19 protein-coding genes are annotated in these 21541 nt (G+C 70.3%); 14 read left to right on the top strand and 5 right to left on the bottom strand.

Annotated features, from left to right (window positions below; all coding sequences use genetic code 11):
* Nucleotides 1-155 precede the first annotated feature (155 nt).
* The 5 genes from AB0I69_RS24060 (at nucleotide 156) to AB0I69_RS24040 (ending at nucleotide 6712) form a co-directional block, all read left to right on the top strand.
* Entirely contained in the window at nucleotides 156-1604 is a 1449-nt protein-coding gene (locus AB0I69_RS24060; RefSeq protein WP_363097715.1) for an aldehyde dehydrogenase family protein, read from the top strand.
* 47 nt (nucleotides 1605-1651) lie between these two features.
* Nucleotides 1652-2860 (top strand): L-2-hydroxyglutarate oxidase, encoded by a 1209-nt coding sequence (gene lhgO / locus AB0I69_RS24055; RefSeq protein WP_363097714.1) that lies wholly within the window; start codon nucleotides 1652-1654, stop codon nucleotides 2858-2860.
* 167 nt (nucleotides 2861-3027) lie between these two features.
* Nucleotides 3028-3888, top strand: coding sequence for an amidohydrolase family protein (locus AB0I69_RS24050; RefSeq protein ID WP_363097713.1), 861 nt, complete (start codon nucleotides 3028-3030; stop codon nucleotides 3886-3888).
* 13 nt (nucleotides 3889-3901) lie between these two features.
* Nucleotides 3902-5611 carry a thiamine pyrophosphate-dependent enzyme gene (locus AB0I69_RS24045; RefSeq protein ID WP_363097712.1) on the top strand — a complete coding sequence of 570 codons (1710 nt, stop codon included), beginning with the start codon at nucleotides 3902-3904 and terminating at the stop codon, nucleotides 5609-5611.
* 21 nt (nucleotides 5612-5632) lie between these two features.
* Entirely contained in the window at nucleotides 5633-6712 is a 1080-nt protein-coding gene (locus AB0I69_RS24040; protein ID WP_363097711.1) for an Ldh family oxidoreductase, read from the top strand.
* 66 nt (nucleotides 6713-6778) lie between these two features.
* On the opposite strand, the gene AB0I69_RS24035 is transcribed toward AB0I69_RS24040, so the two are convergent.
* The 3 genes from AB0I69_RS24035 to AB0I69_RS24025 form a co-directional block, all read right to left on the bottom strand.
* Nucleotides 6779-7714: an alpha/beta hydrolase fold domain-containing protein gene (locus AB0I69_RS24035; RefSeq protein ID WP_363097710.1), complete on the bottom strand. Its 936-nt coding sequence runs from the start codon at nucleotides 7712-7714 to the stop codon at nucleotides 6779-6781.
* Between the two features lie 187 nt (nucleotides 7715-7901).
* Nucleotides 7902-8906, bottom strand: a complete 1005-nt coding sequence (locus tag AB0I69_RS24030) for a M56 family metallopeptidase (RefSeq protein ID WP_363097709.1) — start codon at nucleotides 8904-8906, stop codon at nucleotides 7902-7904.
* Between the two features lie 4 nt (nucleotides 8907-8910).
* Complete coding sequence (locus tag AB0I69_RS24025; RefSeq protein ID WP_363097708.1) at nucleotides 8911-9312, bottom strand: BlaI/MecI/CopY family transcriptional regulator; 402 nt, start codon at nucleotides 9310-9312, stop codon at nucleotides 8911-8913.
* 208 nt (nucleotides 9313-9520) lie between these two features.
* Here AB0I69_RS24025 and AB0I69_RS24020 point away from each other — a divergent pair, with 208 nt between their 5' ends.
* From AB0I69_RS24020 to AB0I69_RS24005, 4 genes are all read left to right on the top strand, one after another.
* Nucleotides 9521-10966, top strand: a complete 1446-nt coding sequence (locus AB0I69_RS24020; protein WP_363097707.1) for a glycosyltransferase — start codon at nucleotides 9521-9523, stop codon at nucleotides 10964-10966.
* Between the two features lie 124 nt (nucleotides 10967-11090).
* Nucleotides 11091-11834, top strand: coding sequence for a polysaccharide deacetylase family protein (locus tag AB0I69_RS24015; protein ID WP_363097706.1), 744 nt, complete (start codon nucleotides 11091-11093; stop codon nucleotides 11832-11834).
* A 72-nt stretch (nucleotides 11835-11906) separates the two neighbouring features.
* Nucleotides 11907-13559 (top strand): carboxylesterase family protein, encoded by a 1653-nt coding sequence (locus AB0I69_RS24010; protein WP_363097705.1) that lies wholly within the window; start codon nucleotides 11907-11909, stop codon nucleotides 13557-13559.
* Between the two features lie 88 nt (nucleotides 13560-13647).
* Nucleotides 13648-14169, top strand: coding sequence for a MarR family transcriptional regulator (locus tag AB0I69_RS24005; RefSeq protein ID WP_363097704.1), 522 nt, complete (start codon nucleotides 13648-13650; stop codon nucleotides 14167-14169).
* A gap of 25 nt (nucleotides 14170-14194) precedes the next feature.
* On the opposite strand, the gene AB0I69_RS24000 is transcribed toward AB0I69_RS24005, so the two are convergent.
* Together AB0I69_RS24000 and AB0I69_RS23995 are read right to left on the bottom strand one after the other, a co-directional pair.
* The gene (locus AB0I69_RS24000) at nucleotides 14195-15256 is read right to left on the bottom strand and encodes a dihydrodipicolinate reductase (RefSeq protein WP_363097703.1); all 1062 of its coding nucleotides are present in this window, start codon (nucleotides 15254-15256) and stop codon (nucleotides 14195-14197) included.
* Nucleotides 15257-15350: 94 nt separating this feature from the next.
* Entirely contained in the window at nucleotides 15351-16016 is a 666-nt protein-coding gene (locus AB0I69_RS23995) for a TetR/AcrR family transcriptional regulator (RefSeq protein WP_363097702.1), read from the bottom strand.
* A gap of 145 nt (nucleotides 16017-16161) precedes the next feature.
* Between AB0I69_RS23995 and AB0I69_RS23990 the strand changes: the two genes are divergently transcribed.
* From AB0I69_RS23990 to AB0I69_RS23970, 5 genes are read left to right on the top strand one after another with little or no spacing between them, the layout of a single operon-like run.
* Nucleotides 16162-17478: an acyl-CoA dehydrogenase family protein gene (locus AB0I69_RS23990; RefSeq protein WP_363097701.1), complete on the top strand. Its 1317-nt coding sequence runs from the start codon at nucleotides 16162-16164 to the stop codon at nucleotides 17476-17478.
* A complete protein-coding gene (locus tag AB0I69_RS23985) occupies nucleotides 17475-18497 on the top strand; it encodes a phosphotransferase family protein (RefSeq protein WP_363097700.1) in 1023 nt (340 codons plus the stop codon). Before AB0I69_RS23990 ends, AB0I69_RS23985 begins: the two co-directional genes overlap by 4 nt.
* Nucleotides 18494-19465, top strand: coding sequence for an NADPH:quinone oxidoreductase family protein (locus tag AB0I69_RS23980; protein WP_363097699.1), 972 nt, complete (start codon nucleotides 18494-18496; stop codon nucleotides 19463-19465). Before AB0I69_RS23985 ends, AB0I69_RS23980 begins: the two co-directional genes overlap by 4 nt.
* The gene (locus tag AB0I69_RS23975) at nucleotides 19455-20306 is read left to right on the top strand and encodes an acyl-CoA dehydrogenase (RefSeq protein WP_363097698.1); all 852 of its coding nucleotides are present in this window, start codon (nucleotides 19455-19457) and stop codon (nucleotides 20304-20306) included. Before AB0I69_RS23980 ends, AB0I69_RS23975 begins: the two co-directional genes overlap by 11 nt.
* On the top strand, nucleotides 20303-21451 hold the full coding sequence (locus AB0I69_RS23970) for an acyl-CoA dehydrogenase family protein (RefSeq protein ID WP_363097697.1): 1149 nt from the start codon (nucleotides 20303-20305) through the stop codon (nucleotides 21449-21451). Before AB0I69_RS23975 ends, AB0I69_RS23970 begins: the two co-directional genes overlap by 4 nt.
* The last annotated feature ends 90 nt before the right edge of the window (nucleotides 21452-21541 follow it).

Here is a 21541-nt window from a genome sequence, read left to right as displayed (position 1 = left end):
ACCCTCCGCCGACCTGCGCGCGGCGCAAGCAATGCCTGCCTCCGCAGGGCTGGTGGCACGGCCCCCACATGGTGTGTTGTCGCATCCGGCCCACTGCGGCCGCTGACTGTGCAGACCGCGGACCCGCACCGCGGCGGACGAAGGAAGTGATCTTCATGCGAAGCCTGGAAACCCTCTCCGGTGGAGAGTGGGTGACGACCGGCGAGTGGATCGAGGTGCACAACCCCGCCGACGTCCGCACCCCCCTCGCGCGCATCCCCGCCCTCGCCGCCAAGGACGTCACCCGCGCCTACGACCACGCCGAACGCGGCTTCGCCGTATGGAAGCGCACCAGCCCCTTCGAGCGTGCCCGTGTCTTCACCGAGGCCGCCAGGCTGATCCGCGACCGGGTGGACGAGATCGCGGCCGACGTCACCGCCGAGAACGGCAAGACCGGCGCCGAGGCCCGCGGCGAGACCCTGAAGGCCGCCGACTTCCTCGACTACTACGCCGGCCTGGCCCGCCAGGGCTACGGCACCCTCCTGCACGACGCCCGCCCCGACACCCGCGTCCACACCCAGCGCGAGCCGATCGGCGTGATCCTCGTGATCAGCCCCTGGAACGACCCTCTGATCACCCCGGCCCGCAAGCTCGCCCCGCTGCTCGCCACCGGCAACGCGGCCGTGTTCAAGCCGGCCACCGAGACACCGTTGTCGGGCCTGCACTTCGCCCGCGCCCTGCACGACGCGGGCCTCCCCGCCGGTGTCCTGAACGTCGTCACCGGCCGCACCGCCGAGATCGAGGAAGCCCTCCTCGACGACCCGCGGATCGTCGGCATCACCTTCACCGGCTCCAACGAGATCGGCAACCGCATCCGCCGCCGCCTCGCCGACCGCAACGTCCGCTTCCAGGGCGAACTCGGCGGCAAGAACGCCTCCGTGGTCCTGGCGGACGCCGACCTTCCGTTCGCCGCGAAGACCGTCGTGGCCGCCTCCTTCGGCCAGGCCGGACAGCGCTGCACCGCCACCAGCCGTGTCGTCGTCGAGCGGCCCGTGTACGACGAGTTCACCCGGCTCCTGGTCGCCGAGGTCGAGGCGCTGAAGATCGGCCCGGGCAGCGACCCGGCGACCACCCTCTGCCCGCTCTCCAGCCCGAAGCAACGCGACAGCGTCCTCGCCCACCTCGCAGGAGCCGTGGAACAAGGCGCCACCGTCCTCACCGGCGGCAGCGCGGACACCGAGGGCGACCACGCGCACGGCTGCTTCGTCCAGCCGACCGTGCTGGCCGACGTCACCGCCGAGACGGCGATCTGGCGCGAGGAGGTGTTCGGACCGGTCCTCGCCGTGCGCGCCGTGGACGACTTCACGCAGGCCGTCGTCGCGGTCAACGACTCTCAATTCGGCCTCGCCGCCGCCGTGTTCACCCGCGACCTCGCCTCCGCCTACCGCTTCGCGGACGAGGCCGAGTGCGGGCAGATCGCTGTCAACGCCACCACCCCCGGCTGGGACGTGCACCTGCCCTTCGGCGGGTTCCACGACTCCGGCACGGGCTACAAGGAGCAGGGTGACGAGGTCCTGCGCTTCTCCACCCGCGTCAAGACCGTTGCCATCCACTTCGGCGCCTGAGCAAGTCGGTACGACAGAGATTCGGTACGACAGAGAGGAGGATGCCGATGGCTGACGAGACGATCGGCATCGTCGGCGCCGGCATCGTGGGACTCGCCACCGCCCGTGAGATCGCCCTGCGCCGCCCCGGTACCCGGGTCGTGGTCCTTGAGAAGGAACACGAGGTCGCCGTCCACCAGACCGGCCACAACTCCGGCGTCGTGCACGCCGGCATCTACTACGCGCCGGGCAGCCTGAAGGCCGACCTGTGCGTACGGGGCGTATCGATCCTGCGCGAGTACTGCCAGGACCGCGGGCTGCCGTACGAGGAGATCGGGAAGCTCGTCGTGACGGTGCGCCCGGACGAGCTGGGCCGGATGGAGAGCCTCTACGAGCGGGCCAGGAACAACCACGTGCCCGAACTCCGGAAGATCTCCCAGGAGGAGATCAAGGAGCTGGAGCCCCACGCGGGCGGCATCGCGGCCCTGCACTCACCGCGGACCGCGATCACCGACTACCCGGCGATCGCCCGGGAGTTCGCCAAGGACATCGAGGCCTCCGGCGGAGAGGTGCGGCTCGGTTTCCCGGTCACGTCCATCACCAATGTGCCGGGCGGTATCGAGGTCGCCTCGGGCCAAGTACGCGTCCGTGTCGACCGGTTGATCCTCTGCGCGGGCCTCCACTCGGACGCCGTGGCGAAGCTCGCGCAGGACAAGAGGGAACCGAAGATCATCCCGTTCCGGGGCGAGTACATGCTCCTGAAACCGGACCGCACGAACCTGGTGCGCGGGCTCATCTACCCGGTGCCGGACCCCCGTTACCCCTTCCTCGGCGTGCACTTCACCCCACGTGTCGACGGCAGCGTCGAGGTCGGCCCGAACGCCGTCCTGGCCCTCGCCAGGGAGGGCTACCGGCTCGGCCGCGTCTCCCTGAAGGACCTCGCCGGACTCGCCGCGTACCCCGGCTCCTGGAGGATGGCCGCCCAGCACTGGCGGACCGGCATCAAGGAGTACCGCGGCTCGCTGTCCGCGACGGCCTTCATGAAGGACGCGAAGCTCTACGTCCCCGGAGTCGGCGCCTCCGACGTCGTACGCGGCGGAGCGGGCGTCCGCGCCCAGGCACTCGATCCCGACGGCACGCTCGTGGACGACTTCCGCATCCATCAGGTGGGCCGGATCACCGCCGTCCGCAACGCGCCCTCGCCGGCCGCCACGGCCTCCATGGCGATCGCCGAACACATCGTCGGCGCGGTGTTCGACACTCCGTCCGCAAACTGAGAATGCCCTGCGTACAGCGGTGTTTCGCGCAACTAGTGCTTGCGCTCCCGGGGCTCGGCAAGGCCCCGCGGCCCGCCTAGCGTTCCTTCCGCAACACCACCGCACGACCCCCTTCCCCAGACCTTCCAAAGACCTTCGATGGACCTTCGAGAGAAAGAGCTCAGGACATGTTCGTTGTCGACACGCAGATCCACATCTGGAAGGAAGAGACCCCGGACCGCCCCTGGGTCCCGGGCGCGCGGGAGCGCATCCGCCTCAACGGACACCGCGAGGACCCCTTCTCGTACGAGGAGGCCCTGGAGCTGATGGACGAGGCCGGCGTCAACCGGGCCCTGATCCTGCCGCCGTCCTGGGAGGGCGACCGTATCGACTACGCCCTGGAGGCCTGCGAGGCGCACCCGGACCGCTTCGGGATCATGGCGCGCATTCCGCAGAACAAGCCCGAAGAGGGCAAGGCCATGCTGACGGACTTCGCGCAGAACCCGCATGTGAAGGGCACGCGCCTCACCTTCCACCGGCCGCAGGACCGCAACTGGATGATCGACGGCACCAACGACTGGTACTGGCCGATCGCCGAGGAGCTGCGCGTTCCGACCATGGTCCACGCGCCCATCTGGAAGCGGGAGTTGGGCGAGATCGCCGCCAAGCACCCCGAGCTGAAGATCATCATCGACCACATGGGCATCATGGCCCGCTGCGTGGACGACTCGATCGGCTACTGGGTCGCGGAGACCGCCGACCTGGCCGCCCACCCGAACATCTACGTGAAGCTCTCGGCGCTCCCGGGCTACTCCACGCAGCCGTTCCCGAACAACAACATCCAGAAGTACGTGCGCGAGATGGTCGACAAGATGGGCCCGCAGCGCTGCTTCTACGGCACCGACATCACCCGGCTGCTCGGGCACGGCATTACCTACACCGACACGATCGAGCAGTTCACCAAGCACTGGGAGTTCACGCCCGAGGAGCTTGAATGGATCATGGGCCGCGGTATCTCCGAGGTCCTGAACTGGCCGATCGAGGGCTGAGGAAACACGAGAGATGACCGACACGACCAACACCCCGGGCGCCGACGGCGGCGATGCTCTCGTTACCGCCTTCAACGCCGTCGGCGCCGACTACATCTTCTGCTCGTCGGGCTCAGAGTGGGCCCCCGTCTGGGAGTCCCTCGCCCGCCGCCACCGCGACGGACTGCCCTGCCCGCGGTACCTGGACCTGACCCACGAGACCGTCGCCGTCGGCATGGCCACCGGCTACGGACTCATCGAGCGCCGGCCGCAGGGCGTGCTCCTGCACGCGGCCCCCGGTCTGCTCCAGGGCTCGATGGCCGTACACGGGGCGCTGCTCGCGGGCGTCCCGATGGTGGTCAGCTCCTCCGAGTCGACCACCTACGGCGACGGCCCCGGCCAGGACCCGGGCGGCCAGTGGTACCGCAACCTGTCCGTCGTCGGCGGCCCGCACCAGATCGCACAGCCCTTCACCAAGTGGTCCAACGAGGCCGCCAGCGTCCACACCCTTCCCACGATGGTGACGCGGGCGGCGGAACTGGCCTGGCGGGCCCCGGCGGGACCGGCGTACCTCAACATTCCGCTGGAGATCCTGCTGGAGGAATGGGACGGGCGTGAAGCCAAGCCCATTGTGCAGCCCGGCTCCACGCACAGCTCGCCCGAAGAGGTCGACCCGGTGGCCCAGTTGATCCGCGAGGCGGCCAACCCCGTCATCGTCACGGAGACAGCGGGCCGCGAGGCAGGCGGCTTCGAGGCGCTCGTCGCCTTCGCCGAGGCGTGGAACATCCCCGTCGTCGAGCCCGACTCGGCAGTGTGCAGCAACTTCCCGCGCACCCACCCGCTGCACGCCGGCAGCGACATCGGCCCATGGATGGACGAGGCGGACCTCATCCTCCTCGTCAACTGCCGCGCACCCTTCTACCCGCCCTCGCGCCGCCCCTCCAAGGCGACGATCGTCGTCATCGACGAGGTACCGCAGCGCCCGCACGTCGTCTACCAAGTCCTTTTCGCCGACAGGTACTTGGAAGGCAACGTCACCAACACCCTGCGCCAGCTGGCCAAGCGGGCGAAGGACCTGGACGCGGAGGCAGTCGCCGTACGCCGTACGGCCCAGGAGCAGCGGCACGCCGACGAACAGGCCGCCATCGCCACCGCCGAGGCCAAGGCGAGGGAGACCGAGGGCATCGACCCGGTCCTCGTCGCCGCGACCCTGCGAGGGCTCCTGGAAGGCCGCGGCGGAATCGTCGTCGACGAGACCATCACCCACAGCCGCGTCGTCAAGCGCCACGTCCAAACCGCCGACCCCGACTCGTACTTCTACGTACAGGGCGGCCTCGGCCAGGGCATCGCCGTCGCCCTCGGCGTCAAACTCGCCGCCCAGGAACGCCCGGTGGTGCTCACCATCGGCGACGGCGCGTTCACGTACAACCCGGTGATCCCGTCGTACGACGCGTCCAACGCCTACGAACTCCCGTTGCTGATCGTGGTGTTCAACAACCGCGTCTACAAGTCGATGAACCTCAACCACCGCAGGTTCTACCCCGAGGGCGCCGCCGCCGACACCGGCGAGTGGCTCGGCACCGATCTGCACCGGCTGCCCCGACTCGCCGCGTTCGCCGAGCCGTTCGGGATGCACACCGAGACCGTCGACGCACCCGAGGCCCTCGCCCCCGCGCTGGAGCGAGCGCTCAAGGCCGTGGCCGAGGGCACCACCGCCGTCGTCGACGTCCTCGTCACCCGCTGAACCAGGAAGGCACCCGCCACCATGTCCGACACCGCAACGCCCAAGCCGGGCAAGGTCCTTGTCGCCGCCGACGATCTGCGCACCTTCTCCGCCGCACTCCTGGAGAAGGGCGGCCTGAACGCCGAGCAGGCGCGCACCACCGCCGACGTGTTCGTGTGGGCCGCGCTGCGCGGCGTCGACTCGCACGGCATCGCCCGCGTCCCCGCCTACCTGGAGCTGCTGGCCAAGGGCGTGGCCAACGCCGACGCCGACATCAAGATCGAGTCCACCGCCCCGGCCGCAGCCGTCCTTGACGCCGACCGCGCCCCCGGCCCGGTGGCCCTCAGCGCCGCCGCCGACGAGGCCGTCACCCGGGCCAGGATCAGCGGCGTCGCCGCCGTCGGAGTCCGCCGTACCGTCCACACCGGTGCCATCGGCTACTACGTGTCGAAGATCGCCGAGCAGGGCCTCGTCGGCATCGGTTACGTCGCCGGGATGCCCAACATGGGCTACACCGGCGTCAAGGGCGCCGCCGTGGCCACCAGCCCACTGGCCATCGCCGTACCGGCCGCATCGCACGCACCGCTGCTCCTCGACATGGCCACCGCCACCATCGCCCTGGGCAAGATCCGCCAGGCGAAGGCGAGCGGCACCCCACTGCCCGAGGGCGCGGCGGCCACCGCGGACGGCACCCCGACCACCGACCCCGAACAGGCCGTCATGCCACTGCCGTTGGGCGGTGCCAAGGGCTCCGGGATGTCCCTCGCCTTCGAGCTGCTCACCAGCGTGCTGGTCGGTGCGCCGATCTTCGCCGCGTTCCACTCGGACGACCCCCAGGGCCGCAAGCACCGCCAGAACGCCCTGCTCATCGCCCTGGATCCGGCGGCCTTCGGCGACCCGGCCGCCTTCACCCGGGCGGTCGACGAAACACTGGACACCCTCAAGCAACTGCCGCCGGCGGACGGCGCGGAGGGAGTCTTCTACCCCGGCGAGCGCAGCGCGGCGGTGGCCGAGGGGCGCGGCGCGAAGGGTATTCCCGTGGCGCCCAAAGTGTGGCGTGAACTGACCGAGGCCGCAGGGAAGTTCGGCCTCACGCCGCCGGAGCCGGTGCCGTCGGCGTGACCCAGCAGCACTTCGCCGACCGTCCGAGGGGGATGGCCGGCGAAGTGCGTTGTCCGGGAAGGGAGTTCAGGCGGTGCCCACGGCTTCCCGTATCTGACGGGCAATCAGGGAGTAGGTCCGCAGGGCCCGTTCGTCGTCCTTGCCGTCGTAGCCGTGGTCGGCTCCGGCGACGTCGACGTACTCCACCAGGGCCCCGGCCGTACGCAGCCGGTCGGCATAGCGCACGCCCTCCGCCTTGAGCAGGTCGTACTCGGCCGTGACGACCAGAGCCGGAGCGATGCCCTTCAGGTCCGCGGTGTCCGACGGATGGGCGGGCGACACCAGCCGGTCGCCGCGCACCTTGGGATCCGGGACGTACGACGTGTCGAAGACCTCGGCCATCCAGGGCCGCAACACGGGCTTGGCGATGGCGGCCTGCTTGTCCTTGGCGCTGGTCGCGAGGTCCAGCGGCGGATAGTGCAGCACTTGGAGCGCGATGGAGGGACCGCCCTCTTCCAGCGCCTGCCGGGCCACCGCCGCAGCGAGTCCACCTCCGGCACTCTGCCCGCCCACGGTGAGCCGGTCGCCGTCCCAGCCCTGCTCACCGCCGTGCTCCGCGATCCACCGGACCACTTCGAAGGCCTGCCGGGGCGGCGCGGGGAACGGGTGCTGCGGTGCGACGACGTAGTCGACGTTGACGACCACGACGCCCGCCTCCGCGGCGAGGAAGCGGCACAGCGGGTCGTCCAGTTCGGTCAGCGGCACGACATAGCCGCCGCCGTGGAAGTTCACGTGCACCGGCGGAGGCGGGCCCTCGCCGGCGGGCAGGTACACGGTGACGCGCGCCGGGGCGATGCTCGTCGGGATCGTCAACTCCCGTGTCCGGCGCGGAAATTCAGGCAGCCGCTGATGCGAGGACGCGGCGGAGCCGCGCCCGCTCGGGCGCCGGTCGGCCATCACGGCGAGACGCTGGAAGGACTTGGCGGCGAGGGCGGCCACCGCCGGCCGGGCCAGAACAGACATGCCGCTCCATTCGTGGAGTGCGCGCGACGGGGGTTCCCTTCCGATCACCAGGGTCAATCAACAGGAATCCTGGCGATGGGTAGGGCGACGATAACACGGGTGCATGTGGGGTGGATTCCGTGATCGGCGCTGTTCAGGGGTGTTGGGGGATTCGCCCGGCGATGCAGTCGTGGGGTCGGCCTGCTGGTCAGCGCCGCTGGAGGGGCCCGTCCGGTGGTCCGTGTTCACAGCACAGCCCGTGCGACGGGACCGACGACGCCGACACGGCCGTGGCCTCCGCCGCTTCGCACGCCGCATGCTGGGCCGTCTCGATCATCTGCTCGCTGTCGTTCGCGGCGTCGGCCAGGCTCGCGCAGCACACGACGAGCAGGGCCGCGCCCGCGACGAACGGCAGGGCCCGGCGCGGGGGAGGGGGCGCCAGCAGCGCCCGTACCCGCTGCGGCACCGCCCCGCCGGTCGCGGCCAGCGCCGGACGGGAGCGGTTCGCCGAAGTGGCGAGGGCGGCCCGGCCCACGGCGCGGGCGACGACCGTACGATCGCCGACGCGCACCGCGGCCTCCTCGTCGGCCCAGCGCTCCAGGGCGAAGCCGCCGGCGTCGGACAGCGGTCGTAGCAGCGGATTCACGGCGGCGGAGAGCCGCCAGAGGGTCTGGAAGAGATGGTGCCGACCGCGCAGATGCGCCCGCTCGTGGGCGAGAAGCGCCTCGCGTTCGCGGTCGCCGAGGCAGCGCAGCATCCCGCGTGACACCACGATCCGCCCCGGCGCCCCGGGCAGCGCGAACGCCTCCGGCAACTCCATGTCCAGGACGGCCAACTCCGTGTCGCCGGGCAGCAGTCGGCATTCGCGGCGGGCCCAGCGCAGGTGTTGTAGCTGACGTGTCGCGGCGACGGCGAGGCCCGTGAGGGACGCGAGGAGGGCGAGTGCGGCGACCCCGGCGACCGTGAGGTACACCGGGTCGGAGGCGCGCACGGCGGCGACCGACCACCGGCCCTCCTCGGCGACCTGGGGGATCTGCGCCAGCCCGGCGAAGGCCAGCAGCGCCAACGAGCCCAGCCAGCCCAGCGACGCCACCAGCGCGGCGGAGGCCAGCGACCGGGCGGCCGGGCGCGGGGCCAGTCGACGGGAGGCGCGGGGCGCGAACACCGCGACGACCATGGTGATCAGGAGGGGGACGTACACACTGATCAGCACCGGCTCACGGTCCTTCGTCGGTGCGGCCGGAGAGCAGTCGCTGCAGCAACTGCTCGTCCTGTTCGGACAGTTCGGAGACGAAGCGGGTGAGCACCGCCTCGCGGTCGGTGCCGTGCTCCAGCAGCGAGCGCATCCGCTCCGCGGTGTGGGTGGCCTCGTCCCGGGCCGGCGCGTACGCGTAGCCGCGGCCCGCGTGGTGCCGGACGAGCATGCCCTTGTCGTAGAGGCGCGACAGGATCGTGAGCACGGTGGTGTAGGCGAGGTCTCCCGGCAGCCGGTCCCTGACCTGGCGTGCGGTCTGCGGCTCGTCGGAGTCGTAGAGCGCGGCGAGAACACCGCTCTCCAGCTCGCCGCGCGCCCGCCTGCCCGATGTCGAGCCGGGTTCGTCGCTCGTCCGGTCGTGCACTGTTCACCCCACCGCCTTTCACCGCTCGGCGTCACAGCCTACCCGCCGACCTACTACGCCCTGTAGGAAGTGCGCCAAGGGCTCGAAGGGATCGGTCGAGGGGCTGGTCAAGGGCTTTGCGAACGCGACCTACTACATGTTGTACGACCTTACCTACTACATGTTGTAGAGTTTCGCCGCTCCACTCCACCTGCGGAGGAAAAAGCCCATGCCCTACCTCGGAAGCACGGTGCATCTGCGCGCCCTCGCGGCCGCCACCCTGCGCCCCAAGCAGACGATCCCGCCCAGCCGCCCGTCGGCGGCCGAGCGTGTCGTGATCGTCTCGGCGAGCGTCGGAGCCGGTCACGACGGCGCCGCCGCCGAGTTGGAACGGCGCCTGGTGGCGGCCGGACTCACGGTCGACAGGTTCGACCTGCTGGACGTACTGCCCGCGCGGCTCGGCCGGCTCGTACGGGACGGCTACCACCGCCTGCTCGTCCGGGCGCCGTGGGCCTACCAGCGGATCTACAGCAGCACGGAACGCGCCGGTGGCGGCGGCCCCGTCGCGCGGGCGTTGCTGCGCTCGGCCGAGGAACGGCTGCTCCGCGCGCTGCCCGCCGACACGGGCGTCGTCGTCTCGACCTACCCGGGCGCGAGCCGGGTCCTGGGCAACCTCCGCCTCTCGGGCCGGCTGACCGTCCCCGTCCTCACCTACCTGACCGACTTCTCGGTGCACCCGCTGTGGGTGGCCGACGGCGTCGACATCCACCTCGCGCTGCACGCCGTGCCCGCCACGCAGGCCCGGGCCGCCGGCGCGCACGACGTCCGGGTGTGCGGCCCGGTGGCCGACCCGCGCTTCCACCCGGTGGACGCGACACAGCGCGGCGCCGCCCGCGCCCGCTTCGGTCTGCCCGCGAACGCCCCGCTGGCCCTGCTGGTCGCCGGCTCCTGGGGCGTGGGCCCGGTCCGGCAGGTGGCCCGTGACCTGCGCGACTGCGGTGCGGCCGTACCGGTCGTGGTCTGCGGCCGCAACGAGGCGCTGGCCGACCAGCTCCGCGCGGACGGCGTCGAGCACGTCTACGGCTGGGTCGACGACATGCCCGGCCTGATGCACGCCGCCGATGTCCTGGTCCAGAACGCCGGCGGACTGACCTCACTGGAGGCCTTCGCCGCGGGCCTGCCCGTCGCCAGCTACGGCTGCATACCCGGCCACGGACTCACCAACGCGGCTGCCCTGGACGAGGCGGGCGTGGCCGCGTGGATCCGTGATCCGGCCCAACTCAAGTACGTGCTGAGCGAGTTGATAGACGGCCCGCGTGGGCTGTTGCAGCGGGAGGCGGGCCTCGCCCTGTTCGTGGGCGAGCCCGTCGGCTCGGACCGCGGCCCGGCCGCCGAGACCGCCCGGGTCTGCCGGGCGGGCGTCGGCCCCACCCCACCAGCCGCCGCCCGGCGGGTCGCCCGCCCGGCCGCCCGACGGCTCGCGACCACCACCGCCCTGGCCTGCGCGGTCTGGGCAGGCGCGGTCGGCACGGCGGTGGCCACGACCGACGGCGCCCCGCACCTGATACACGTCATAGGACAGGGCCTCGACCTCGACGACCTGGGCCACGGACACCATGAGGGTCACGCGTTCCACGTGGCTCACGCGGGCTATGCGAAGGGCGGCCACCAGTGACGGCCGTACGCCTTCCCCTTCCCTCTACGACCGCCTGCGTCGCGCTGCCGGTCCCAGCCGCCGCGCACACCGCGTCCGTCGAGTCCGTCGCATCCGTCGCGGGCTTTGCGAAGGGCCGCCGCTCATGACCGCCGTACGCCTCCTCCGCGCAACCGCCCGCGTCGCGCTCCCCGCGCTCCCCGTACTCGCCGCCGTGTACGCCGCCCCCGTCCTCTCCACCTACGGGCCGCTCCGCAACCGCGTCATGCCCCGCCTCTCCGGCCGCGGCCGGACAGACCACGTGGCGCTCACCTTCGACGACGGCCCGGACCCGCTGTCCACCCCGCTGTTCCTGCGCCTGCTCGACGAGCGCCGGGTGCACGCCACCTTCTTCCTCCTCGGCAACCAGGCCGTACGCGCCCCGGGCCTGGTCCGCGAGATCGCCGCCGCCGGACATGAGATCGCCGTCCACGGCTGGCTCCACCGCCCGCTGCTGCTGCGCGGCCCCCGCGCCACCCACGACGACCTGGCCCGCGCCCGCGACACGGTCGGCGACCTCACCGGACGCACACCACAACTCTTCCGCCCGCCCTACGGCGTGATGTCGACCGCCGCCCACCTCGCCGCCCGCCGCCTGGACCTCACCCCGGTGCTGTGGACGGCCTGGGGCGAGGACTGGAGGGCCCGCGCCACACCGGAGTCCGTCCACCGGACGGTCACCGCGGACCTGCGCGGCGGCGGCACCGTCCTGCTCCACGACTCCGACTGCACCTCGGCACCCGGCTCCTGGCGCGCCACCCTCGGCGCCGTGCCCCGCATCCTCGACACCTGCGCGATGCGCGGGCTGTCGGTGGGGCCACTGCGGGAGCATGCTGTGGATCTGCTCTGAAGTTCACAATATTGTTGGCACTCCTGGTCGGCGGAATTTACGTTCGCAAGTACCTAGACCAGGGAGCCCCCCATGCTGTCGAACGCCATGAACCGCCGCACCTTCCTCAACGGGTCGCTGACCGTCGCCGCGACGGCCGCACTCGTCGGCGCAGGAACGAGCGCCGACGCGGCGGATCGCAAGACCTCCGGAACCCCACTCACCGGCCCGCTCCGGATCGACACCGGCCGAGTGTCCGGTGTGGCCTCCCTGGTCTCCGGCGTCACCGTGTTCAAGGGACTGCCGTACGCGGCGAACACAGCGGGCGACAACCGCTGGCGCCCGCCGCAGCGGGCCAAGTCCTGGACGGGCGTGCGCGTCGCGGACACCTTCGGAGACATCTGCCCGCAGCAGATGATGGGTTCGGCCTCGGTCACCATGAGCGAGGACTGCCTCAACCTCAACGTCTGGACCGGAGCGGCGAGTTCACGGGAGAAGCGCCCGATCCTGGTCTGGATCTACGGCGGCCGGTTCACCGGCGGCTACGCCTCCGACCCCGGCTTCGACGGCGCGGGCCTCGCCGCCAAGGGCCTGGTCGTGGTGACCCTCAACTACCGCACCGGCGTGTTCGGTTTCCTCTCCACGCCCGAACTCAGCGCGGAGTCCGGCCACCGGGCATCCGGCAACTACGGTCTCCTCGACCAGATTTCGGCCCTGCACTGGGTACGCCGCAACATCGCCTCGTTCGGCGGCGACCCGGACCGCGTGACCATCGCCGGCCAGTCGGCGGGCGGCGCCTCGGTGATGCACCTCATCTACTCCCCGCTCGCCAAGGGCCTGTTCCAGGGTGCGATCTCCGAGAGTGCCGGCGCCCGCGCCACCGGTGACCCCGAAATCGCCGCGCTGGCAGCGTCGTACCGCACGCTGGAAACAGCCGAGAGCCAGGGCACCGCGTACGCCGAAGCACTCGGGGCCACCTCGCTGACCGCTCTCCGGGCCCTGGACAGCGCCAAGTTGATGGCGGGTCAGAACGCCAACGACACCACGGTCGGCGGACCGGTGAACGGCAACCCGCCGGAGTTCCGCCCGGTCCTCGACGGCTGGGTCAAGCCGTGGACCTACGAACAGGCCCTGGCGGGTGGCCACTTGAACGACGTGCCCGTCCTGGCCGGCGGGAACAAGGACGAGAACGGCGCCTCCCCGAGCCCGACCGTGAAGCTCGCGGACTACGAGAGCGTCGCGGAGAAGGAGTATGGCACTCTCGCCGACGAGTTCCTGAAGCTCTACCCCGCCACCACCGACACGGAGGCGGGCCAGGCCCGCAACGCCTCCGCCCGCGAGGGCTCACGCGTCTCCGCGAACCTGTGGGCGGCGGAGTGGGCGAAGACGGCGAAGAGCCCGGTCTTCACGTACTACTGGGAGCACGTCCCGCCGACTGCGACCGGCGCCAACTCCCGTGGCGCCTACCACGGTTCGGAGATCAACTACGTCTTCGACAACCTCTACGCCACGAACCTGCCCTGGACCGACGCGGACCGCATGGTGGCCGACACCCTGTCCGACTACGTGGTGAACTTCGTGACCCACGGCGACCCCAACGGCCCCGGCCTCACCCGCTGGCCCGCGGCGAACCACCGCTTCGCGACCACGATGGAACTCGGCGACCGGTTCGGCCCGCTGTCCCTCGCGGACGCGACCAAGGTGGACTTCTTCGAACGGTTCTTCGCGAGCCAGAAGCCTTGGTGACCGGAGGACGTAGGCTGTCGGCAGTAGGCGTGGTAAACGTCGGCAGTAACTTACTTGAGTTACGCAACAATATGGTAAAGTGGGTTCCATGCCCACACCATCGGTCCCCACCACCCCCGCCTCCCCGGAGGTGACCGAGATCGAGCGAGCCCTCACTCGGATCACCTACCTGAGCACCCGAGCCCGCCAGCACGACCGGCTCATGGCCCTCGCCGGTGTGCCCCTGGACCGTGCGGCGGTGGCGTTGCTGCGGCAGGTCGCCGACTCCGAGCCGCTGCGCCCAGGGGAACTGGCCAACCGCCTCGGGGTCGAGGCCTCGCATGTGACCCGGACGGTGCAGCAGCTCCAGAAGTCCGGCTACGTCACCCGAGTGCCCGACCCCGACGACCGCCGTGCCCAGCGGATCGAGCTGACCCAGGCCGGACAGAAGGCCGTCGACAGTGTGCGGGACGCCGGTGCGCGCGGAATGCAGATGGCCCTCTCGGAGTGGTCGACGGACGAACTGCAGCAACTGGCCACGCTGTTCCACCGCATGGTCGACGACTTCCTGAACTACGCGATCGACGAGGACGGCGAGCCGGAGGTCGCAGCGCCGGCCGGCACCGCCTGAGTGTCGGGTACGGGTCGGGCCGGCTTCATTCGAGGTCGGCGACGATCTGGGGAAGGTCGGCCGTGGTACGGATTCCGGGGGGTGCCGCGCAGACGAACGGTACGGCGTTCACCGCGCGGTTCGCGGTGTAGGACGGGGACATCGCGGCCATCCGGTCGAGGGGCACGGGGAAGCGCAGGTCGATGTCGAGTGGTGCGTCCCCTTCTACTGCGACATGCCAGCCGGTGGCACGGAGGTTCCAGGCGGGGTCGAGGTCCGTGGTGCAGTACCAGTTGGCCCGGAACCGCAGCAGGGGCTGGCCTTTCCGCAGTCCGGAGACCGTGATCCGCTGCGCGGCCACCGTGCCCACCGGCAGTGTGCCCGCGGCGATGCGGGTGGTGTGCCGGGCGGTCGCGACCTCGCCGATCGCCTCCACCGAGTCGAGCGGTGTCCTGAGCGCCTCGGCGAGCAGACGCAACGACGGGCCGAAGCTGTCACGCAGTCCCGCCAGCCGCTGCTCACCGAATGCGGTAGGGGGCTGTCCGAAGCCCATCACCTCGAACAGCAGCCCGGGGGAGTCCCGTTGGGAGAGGTCCGCGAACTCGTCGATCGTCAGCGCGTCGAGCCGCCGCTGGATCGAGGTGAGCGCGAGAGGCAGGGCCTCCGTGATGAATCCGGGGCTGCTGCCCGTGCTGTGGACCGAGGTCCCGCCGCGCTCGCACGCGTCCTCGATCCGCTTCCGCGTGGCCGGTTCGAGACTGGGCGCGTGATGGAACTCGGCCCGCGTCGACACTACGTTCACACCTGACGAGAGCAGCGTGCACACCTCGTCGAAATCACAGCTGCGCGGGGTGTAAAGGACACAGTCGGCGCCGAGCGCGAGGATCTCGTCGACGTCGTGGGTGGCTACGACTCCGGTCGTGCCGAGCCCGCCCCCGCTCAACTCGCCCGCGTCCAGGCCCGCCTTGGCCGGTGCATGGACATACACACCGGCCAAGGTCAGGTTCGGATGCTCCAGTACTGCACGCAGGGTGCGGGCACCGATGTTCCCCGTGGCCCACTGCACGACCCGGTAGCGCTGCACGTCACGCCGTAGCGGCTCGGTCATCGCCCACCTCCCGTTTCGGTGGGCGAGAACCGTACTCTCCGCTATGGGGAGCGTCAATTACGCAGGGGAACCCTCAACTACGTACCGGGGACCGTCAACTGCGCACCGGGACGCCCGAGAGGCCGCCGAGACAGAACTGCCAGACCTCCTCGGCGTTGACCGCCGCCGCGTGGCTGCCGGCCGGAACGCCGTTGCCCTGCGCGACGAACATGACCGTCTGCATCAGGATCGAGGCCTGACGGCGAGGCTTCCCGGCGGGGATGACACCGGCGTCCTCGGCCTGCTCGACCAACTCCGTGAACACCTGGTGCAGGGGGAGATGAGCGGTCGCCACCTGTGCGGGGTGCTTCACGAGGAGTTGGAGTGCGAAGTCGCTGAACAGCGGGCGCTCCACACCGGGGTTGGACAGCGACTGCTCGAAGAGCATCGTCACGGCGAGCCGCAGCGCCTGGAGCGGATCCGACTGGGCGCCGGCGGCTTCGCGGATCTCGGCCGCCGACTTGGACAACGCATCCTCGAACAGGGCGAGCAGCAGCTCGTGTTTGCCGTCGAAGTGCTGATAGAAGCTGCGGAGTGACTGTTTGGAGCGGTCCACGACCTCCTGGACGGTGAAGTCCGTCGTCCGCTTCTCCGCGATGAGTTCCTGCGCCGCGTCCAGGAAGCGCTGCACACGTTGTTCGGCGCGGAGCTTGGCGGCGCGGGTGGAACGCTCAACGGCGCGCTGGCGCCAGGCTGGTTGTTCTTCGGGGACAGCTGTCACATGAAGAACGATACTCCACTTCAGCGGTAACACCTCGGCTTCCCCTACCGAAGCCCACACTGCAGGTTTCGAGACCCTTACTTGCGTGAGATGAGAATGATATTCTCATCGGCATCCGTCCGGGTTGGCAGGAGGTTCGTCTGACATGGCATGGGACTTTTCCACCGAGCCGGAGTTCGAGGAGAAGCTGGAGTGGATCAGGCAGTTCCGCTCCGAGCGTGTGGAGCCACTGGACCTGCTGTATCCGGACCGGGCCTACCACCCCCTCGACGACGAACTCGGCCCGATTGTCCGGGCATTGAAGCAACAGGTCCGCGACGAGGGCCTGTGGGCACCGCACCTCGGCCCCGAGCTCGGCGGGCGCGGCTTCGGCCAGGTCAAGCTGGCGCTCATCAACGAGATCCTGGGCCAGTCGAGTTGGGCCCCCGTCATCTTCGGCACGGCCGCACCCGACACCGGAAACGCCGAAATTATCGCCCGTTACGGCACCGACGAACAGAAGGAGCGCTACCTCCAGCCGCTACTGGAGGGTGAGTGCTTCTCCTGCTTCTCCATGACCGAGCCGCAGGCCGGCGCCGACCCCACGATGTTCACCACCCGCGCCGTGCGCGACGGTGGGGGCACCTCCCGCTCGAGCGGAGCCGAGAGTGGGGGAGACTGGGTCATCACCGGCCGCAAGTTCTTCTCCTCCAACGCCCGCACCTCGAAGTTCGTCATCGTAATGGCCGTGACGAACCCCGACGTCAGCCCCTACAAGGGCATGTCGATGTTCCTCGTGCCCAGCGACACCCCCGGCGTCCGCATCGAGCGCCACCTCGGCATCATGGGCGAGGCCACCGACGAGGGAATGCACGCCCTCATCGCCTACGACGGCGTCCGCGTCCCCGCCGACGCACTGCTCGGCGGCGAGGGCCAGGCCTTCGCGATAGCCCAGACCCGGCTCGGCGGTGGCCGCGTCCACCACGCGATGCGGGTCGTGGGCCAGAGCCAGAAGGCGCTCGACATGATGGCCGAGCGGGCCCTGTCACGCGAGACCCAGGGCGAGCGGCTCGCGGACAAGCAACTCGTGCGCGCCGACCTCGCCGACTCCTACGCCCAACTCGCCCAGTTCCGGCTGTTCGTCCTCTACACCGCCTGGCAGATCGACCGCTACCAGGACTACAAGCGGGTCCGGAAGGACATCGCCGCCATCAAGTTCCTCACCCCGAAGGTGTTGCACGACATCGTGTACCGCTCGATGCATCTGCACGGCGCCCTCGGCGTGTCGAACGAAATGCCGTTCGCCGACATGTGGAACGGCGCTGCCGTCATGGCGGTCGTCGACGGCCCCACCGAGGTCCACAAGATCACGGTCGCCCGTGACGTGCTGCGCGGTTACGAAGCGGCCCCCGGCCTGTGGCCCACCCAGCACCTGCCCACCCGCCGCGAATGGGCCCGGAAGCAGTTGGAGGACCTGCTGTGACGCTCGCCAACACGGAATTGCTCGCCCGCTGGCTGGACGACCGGGGCATCGCCTCCGGCGAACCCGTCGAGACGTCGTACATCTCCGGAGGCACCTCCAACGAGATCTACGGCATCCGGCGCGGCGAGATGAGCATGGTGCTGCGCAAACCGCCGGAGAAGGTTCCGCCGGGGCGCAACGAGACCATGCTGCGTGAATACCGCGTTCTCAAAGCCCTCAACGGCACGGACGTCCCGCACCCCGAGGCGATCGCCGTCTGCGACGACACGAGCGTGCTCGGCTCCTGCTTCTATCTCATGGCGCACGTCGACGGCTGGTCGCCGATGAACTCCGACGGCTGGCCCGAGCCCTTCCTCAGTGACCTGTCGCTGCGTCCCGGCCTCGCGTACCAACTCGTCGAAGGCATCGCCAAGTTGGGCAACGTGGACTGGCGGGCCCAGGCACTGGAGGGCTTCGGCCGCCCCGACGGCTTCCACGACCGGCAGGTCGACCGCTGGCTCGCCCACCTCGCCAAGTTCAAGTTCCGCGAGATACCCGGCCTGGAGAACGCCGCAGCCTGGCTGCGAGAACACCGTCCCGCCCACTGGGAACCCGGCATCATCCACGGCGACTACCAGTTCGCCAACGTCATGTTCCACCACGGCGCACCCGCCGAGCTCGCCGCCCTGGTCGACTTCGAAATGGCCACCGTCGGCGACCCGTTGCTCGACCTCGGCTGGGTCGTCATGGGCTGGCCGGACGCCGACGAGGACCGGACCCAGAAGGGGTACGTCGACTACACCGGCATGCCCGACCGCGCCGATCTGCTGGAGCACTACGCCAAGGTCAGCGGTCGCGACGTCAGCGAGATCGACTACTACGTGATCCTCGCCCGGTTCAAGATGGCCGTGGTCCTCGAAGGCGGCTACGCCCGGCATGTGAGGGGCGAGGGCGGCAACCCGAAGATGGCCCACTACGGCGACGTCGTCCTGCAGATGGCCGCCCAGGCGGCCGAACTCGCCGCGACGACCCGGCTATGAGAGCCGCCCGCTGCAACACCGTCGGCGGCCCGGTCGTCGTCGAGGACATCCCCGAACCGGCCCTCCCCGGACCGGAGTTCACCGAGGAAGAGAACGGCATTCCGGTCGACGTGCACTACGCCGCCGTCAACTTCGCCGACGTTCTCGTGATCGACGGCGCCTATCAGGTGAAGGCGGAACCGCCCTTCACCCCCGGCAGCGAGTTCGCCGGCGTCGTCGCCGCCTCCGCGAGCGGATTCGAGAAGGGCGAGCGGGTCTTCGGCTCGATGTTCGTCGGCGCCTTCGCCGAACGCGTCACCGCCCGCCCGGCCGGCCTGAGCCGCATCCCCGACGGCATTCCCACCGAGCGCGCGGCGGCCTTCGGGGTCAGCCACGCCACCGCCTTCGACGCACTCCGCCTGGTCGCCGACGTACGCCCCGGCGAGCGGGTCGCCGTCCTCGGCGCGGCCGGTGGCGTCGGCCTCGCGGCCGTCGAACTCGCCGCGCTGCTCGGCGCGGAGGTCGTCGCCGTCGCCTCGACGGAGGAGAAACGGACGGTGTGCGCCGAGCAGGGCGCGCGCCTGACCCTGCCGTACGACGATCTGAAGCGGACCCTGCGGGACGCGGGCGGCGCCGATGTCGTGATCGACCCCGTCGGCGGGCCCTACGCGGAAGAGGCGTTGCGGGCCATGCGCTGGGGCGGACGGTTCGTGAGTGTGGGGTTCGCGAGCGGGGAGATCCCGCGTATCCCGCTCAACCTCCCGATGCTCAAAGGGGTCAGCCTGCACGGCTTCGACCTCGGCGGCTGGGCGCGGCATCAGCGGGACGACCTGGTCGCCGCCCGCACCGAACTCCACGGACTGTTCGCCGCCGGGAAGATCCGGCCCCGCGTCCACGCCGTGTATCCGCTCGCCGAAGTCGCCGATGCCCTCAGCCTGGGGCGCCGCGCCATCGGCAAAGTCCTTCTGGAGGTCGCGCATGGAGTTTGAGTTCGACGACGACCAGCGGCTGCTCCAGCGAGTGGTCCGCGAGACGGTCACCAAGTCACGGTCACTGCCCGAGAAACAACTCTGGGACACCTACCTGGAGTTGGGCTGGCTCGAAGCCCCTCCGGTCGAACTGGCCATCGTTCTGGAGGAGTTGGGCTACGCCGCCGATCCGACGCCCTTCCTCGCCACGGCCACCTGGTTCGCGCCGCTGGCCGGGCGGCTGCCACGCGGCTCCGGCACCGGGGTCTTCGACGGGGAGGGACGGTTCGTCCTCGACGCCGACCGTGCGGACGAGATCGCTCTTCTCACCTCCGACGGCGTCGTCGTACGGGACGGAAAGGAGCTGGCGGCCGAGCGGCTGTCCGTCTTCGACCCGACCCTGCACATCGCCCGGGTGGACATCCCCGACCTGGTCGCCGGTGTACCGGACCTGGCCCTGATGGGCCTCGCGGTCACCACCGTCGGCAGTTGCCGGCGCATCCTCGACCTGGTCGTCGCCCATGTGAAGCAGCGGCACCAATTCGGTGTTCCCATCGGCTCGTTCCAGGCCGTGAAGCACAAGGCCGCCGACATGTACGTCGCCATCGAACGCGCCAAGGTCCTCGCCTACTACTCCGCACTCACCATCGCCGAGGACGACCCGCGCCGCGGCCGGGCCGCCGCGATGGCCAAGGCCGCCGCCGGAGACTGCCAACGGGTCTGTTTCCGCAACGGGTTCCAGCTGTTCGGGGCCATGGGCTACACGTGGGAGAACGAGCTGCAGATCCACCTCAAGCGGGCCAAGGCCGGGGACCTGCTCCTCGGTACGGCGTCCGAGCACAGGAAGGCGCTGCTGGTATGAAGCTGGCCCCCGACCCCGAGGTCGAGAGGTTCCGCGCCGATTTCAGCGCCTTCCTCGACGCGCACCTGCCCGCTCGCGAAGAGGCCACGGTCCGCTCCAAGTCCAGTGCGGACATACCGGATTGGGCCCGGCGCTGGCAGCGCAAGCTCTTCGACGAGGGCTGGCTGCTGCCCGCCCGGCCGCCCGAGTACGGCGGTCGCAACGCCACCCTGCCCCAAGTGGTAGCCCACCTTGAGGAGTTGTCCCGGCGTCGCATCTACCACAGCTTCAACCCGCAGGGCCTCAACATCATCGCGGCCTCGCTGCTGACCTTCGGCACCGAGGAACAGAAACGTGACTGGGCCATACCCCTGCTGCGCGCCGAGATCACCGCGTCGCTCGGTATGAGCGAGCCCGGAGCCGGCTCCGACCTGGCCGGGCTGCGCACCCGCGCGGTCCTCGAAGGCGACCACTTCGTCGTCAACGGGCAGAAGGTGTGGACCTCGGGCGCGCACGACGCCGACGTCCTGCTCACCTTCGTCCGCACCGACCCCGAGGCCCCCAAGCACAAGGGGATCAGCGTCCTGCTCATCCCCACCGACTCCGAGGGCCTGGTCCGGCGGCCGTTCGGATCGATCGCCGCGCCCGACGACCTCGACTTCAACGAGGTCTTCTTCACCGACGTCCACGTCCCGAAGGAGAACCTCGTCGGCCCCCTCAACGAGGGCTGGCGCGTCGCCAACGGCTCGCTCGGCCACGAACGCACCCTGCTGTGGGTGCACTACGCCGAGCGGATGGACGCCCTGATCAATGACGCGGCCTGCGACGAGGAGTGGTACGCGACCCTCCAAATGGACGTCCAGGCACTGCGGTTGCTTGGCTACCGGCTGCTCGGCCCCGACCGGAACCCCGTGGAGATCTCGGTGCTCAAGCTGCTCGGCTCCGAGGCCGCGCAGAACGCCGAACTGCACGCCCTCGAACAGCACGGAGCCGAGTCACTGTTGCATCCGGTGCAGACGGGGCCATACACCCATATGAACCTGGAGACGTTCAACGCCAGTTGGTTCGAGCGGTACGCGCGCAGCTTCGGCGGGACCATCGCCGGCGGCACGTCCGAGATCCAGCGCAACATCATCGCCGAGCGCATCCTCGGCCTGCCCCGCTAGGCCGTGTCCGCAAAATCCCGGCCCGCCCTTCGGGCGGACGGCGGGACTTCGCGGACACGACCTAGACCCGCCGGCCCAGCGAGCCGACAT

It is taken from the genome of Streptomyces sp. NPDC050508 (assembly GCF_040655155.1).
Lineage (GTDB): Bacteria > Actinomycetota > Actinomycetes > Streptomycetales > Streptomycetaceae > Streptomyces.
The sequence above is the reverse complement of the archived record's forward strand: the minus strand, read 5'-3'. Positions and strand labels throughout refer to the sequence as shown.

Excerpts from the sequence above, each read along its gene's own strand:
- lhgO (WP_363097714.1), top strand. The coding sequence starts at position 1,652 with ATGGCTGACGAGACGATCGGCATCGTCGGCGCCGGCATCGTGGGACTC.
- AB0I69_RS24045 (WP_363097712.1), top strand. The coding sequence starts at position 3,902 with ATGACCGACACGACCAACACCCCGGGCGCCGACGGCGGCGATGCTCTC.
- AB0I69_RS24040 (WP_363097711.1), top strand. The coding sequence starts at position 5,633 with ATGTCCGACACCGCAACGCCCAAGCCGGGCAAGGTCCTTGTCGCCGCC.
- AB0I69_RS24035 (WP_363097710.1), bottom strand. The coding sequence starts at position 7,714 with ATGTCTGTTCTGGCCCGGCCGGCGGTGGCCGCCCTCGCCGCCAAGTCC.
- AB0I69_RS23990 (WP_363097701.1), top strand. The coding sequence starts at position 16,162 with ATGGCATGGGACTTTTCCACCGAGCCGGAGTTCGAGGAGAAGCTGGAG.
- AB0I69_RS24005 (WP_363097704.1), top strand. The coding sequence starts at position 13,648 with ATGCCCACACCATCGGTCCCCACCACCCCCGCCTCCCCGGAGGTGACC.
- AB0I69_RS24010 (WP_363097705.1), top strand. The coding sequence starts at position 11,907 with ATGCTGTCGAACGCCATGAACCGCCGCACCTTCCTCAACGGGTCGCTG.
- AB0I69_RS23975 (WP_363097698.1), top strand. The coding sequence starts at position 19,455 with ATGGAGTTTGAGTTCGACGACGACCAGCGGCTGCTCCAGCGAGTGGTC.
- AB0I69_RS24050 (WP_363097713.1), top strand. The coding sequence starts at position 3,028 with ATGTTCGTTGTCGACACGCAGATCCACATCTGGAAGGAAGAGACCCCG.
- AB0I69_RS24000 (WP_363097703.1), bottom strand. The coding sequence starts at position 15,256 with ATGACCGAGCCGCTACGGCGTGACGTGCAGCGCTACCGGGTCGTGCAG.
- AB0I69_RS23970 (WP_363097697.1), top strand. The coding sequence starts at position 20,303 with ATGAAGCTGGCCCCCGACCCCGAGGTCGAGAGGTTCCGCGCCGATTTC.
- AB0I69_RS24020 (WP_363097707.1), top strand. The coding sequence starts at position 9,521 with ATGCCCTACCTCGGAAGCACGGTGCATCTGCGCGCCCTCGCGGCCGCC.
- AB0I69_RS23980 (WP_363097699.1), top strand. The coding sequence starts at position 18,494 with ATGAGAGCCGCCCGCTGCAACACCGTCGGCGGCCCGGTCGTCGTCGAG.
- AB0I69_RS24060 (WP_363097715.1), top strand. The coding sequence starts at position 156 with ATGCGAAGCCTGGAAACCCTCTCCGGTGGAGAGTGGGTGACGACCGGC.
- AB0I69_RS24015 (WP_363097706.1), top strand. The coding sequence starts at position 11,091 with ATGACCGCCGTACGCCTCCTCCGCGCAACCGCCCGCGTCGCGCTCCCC.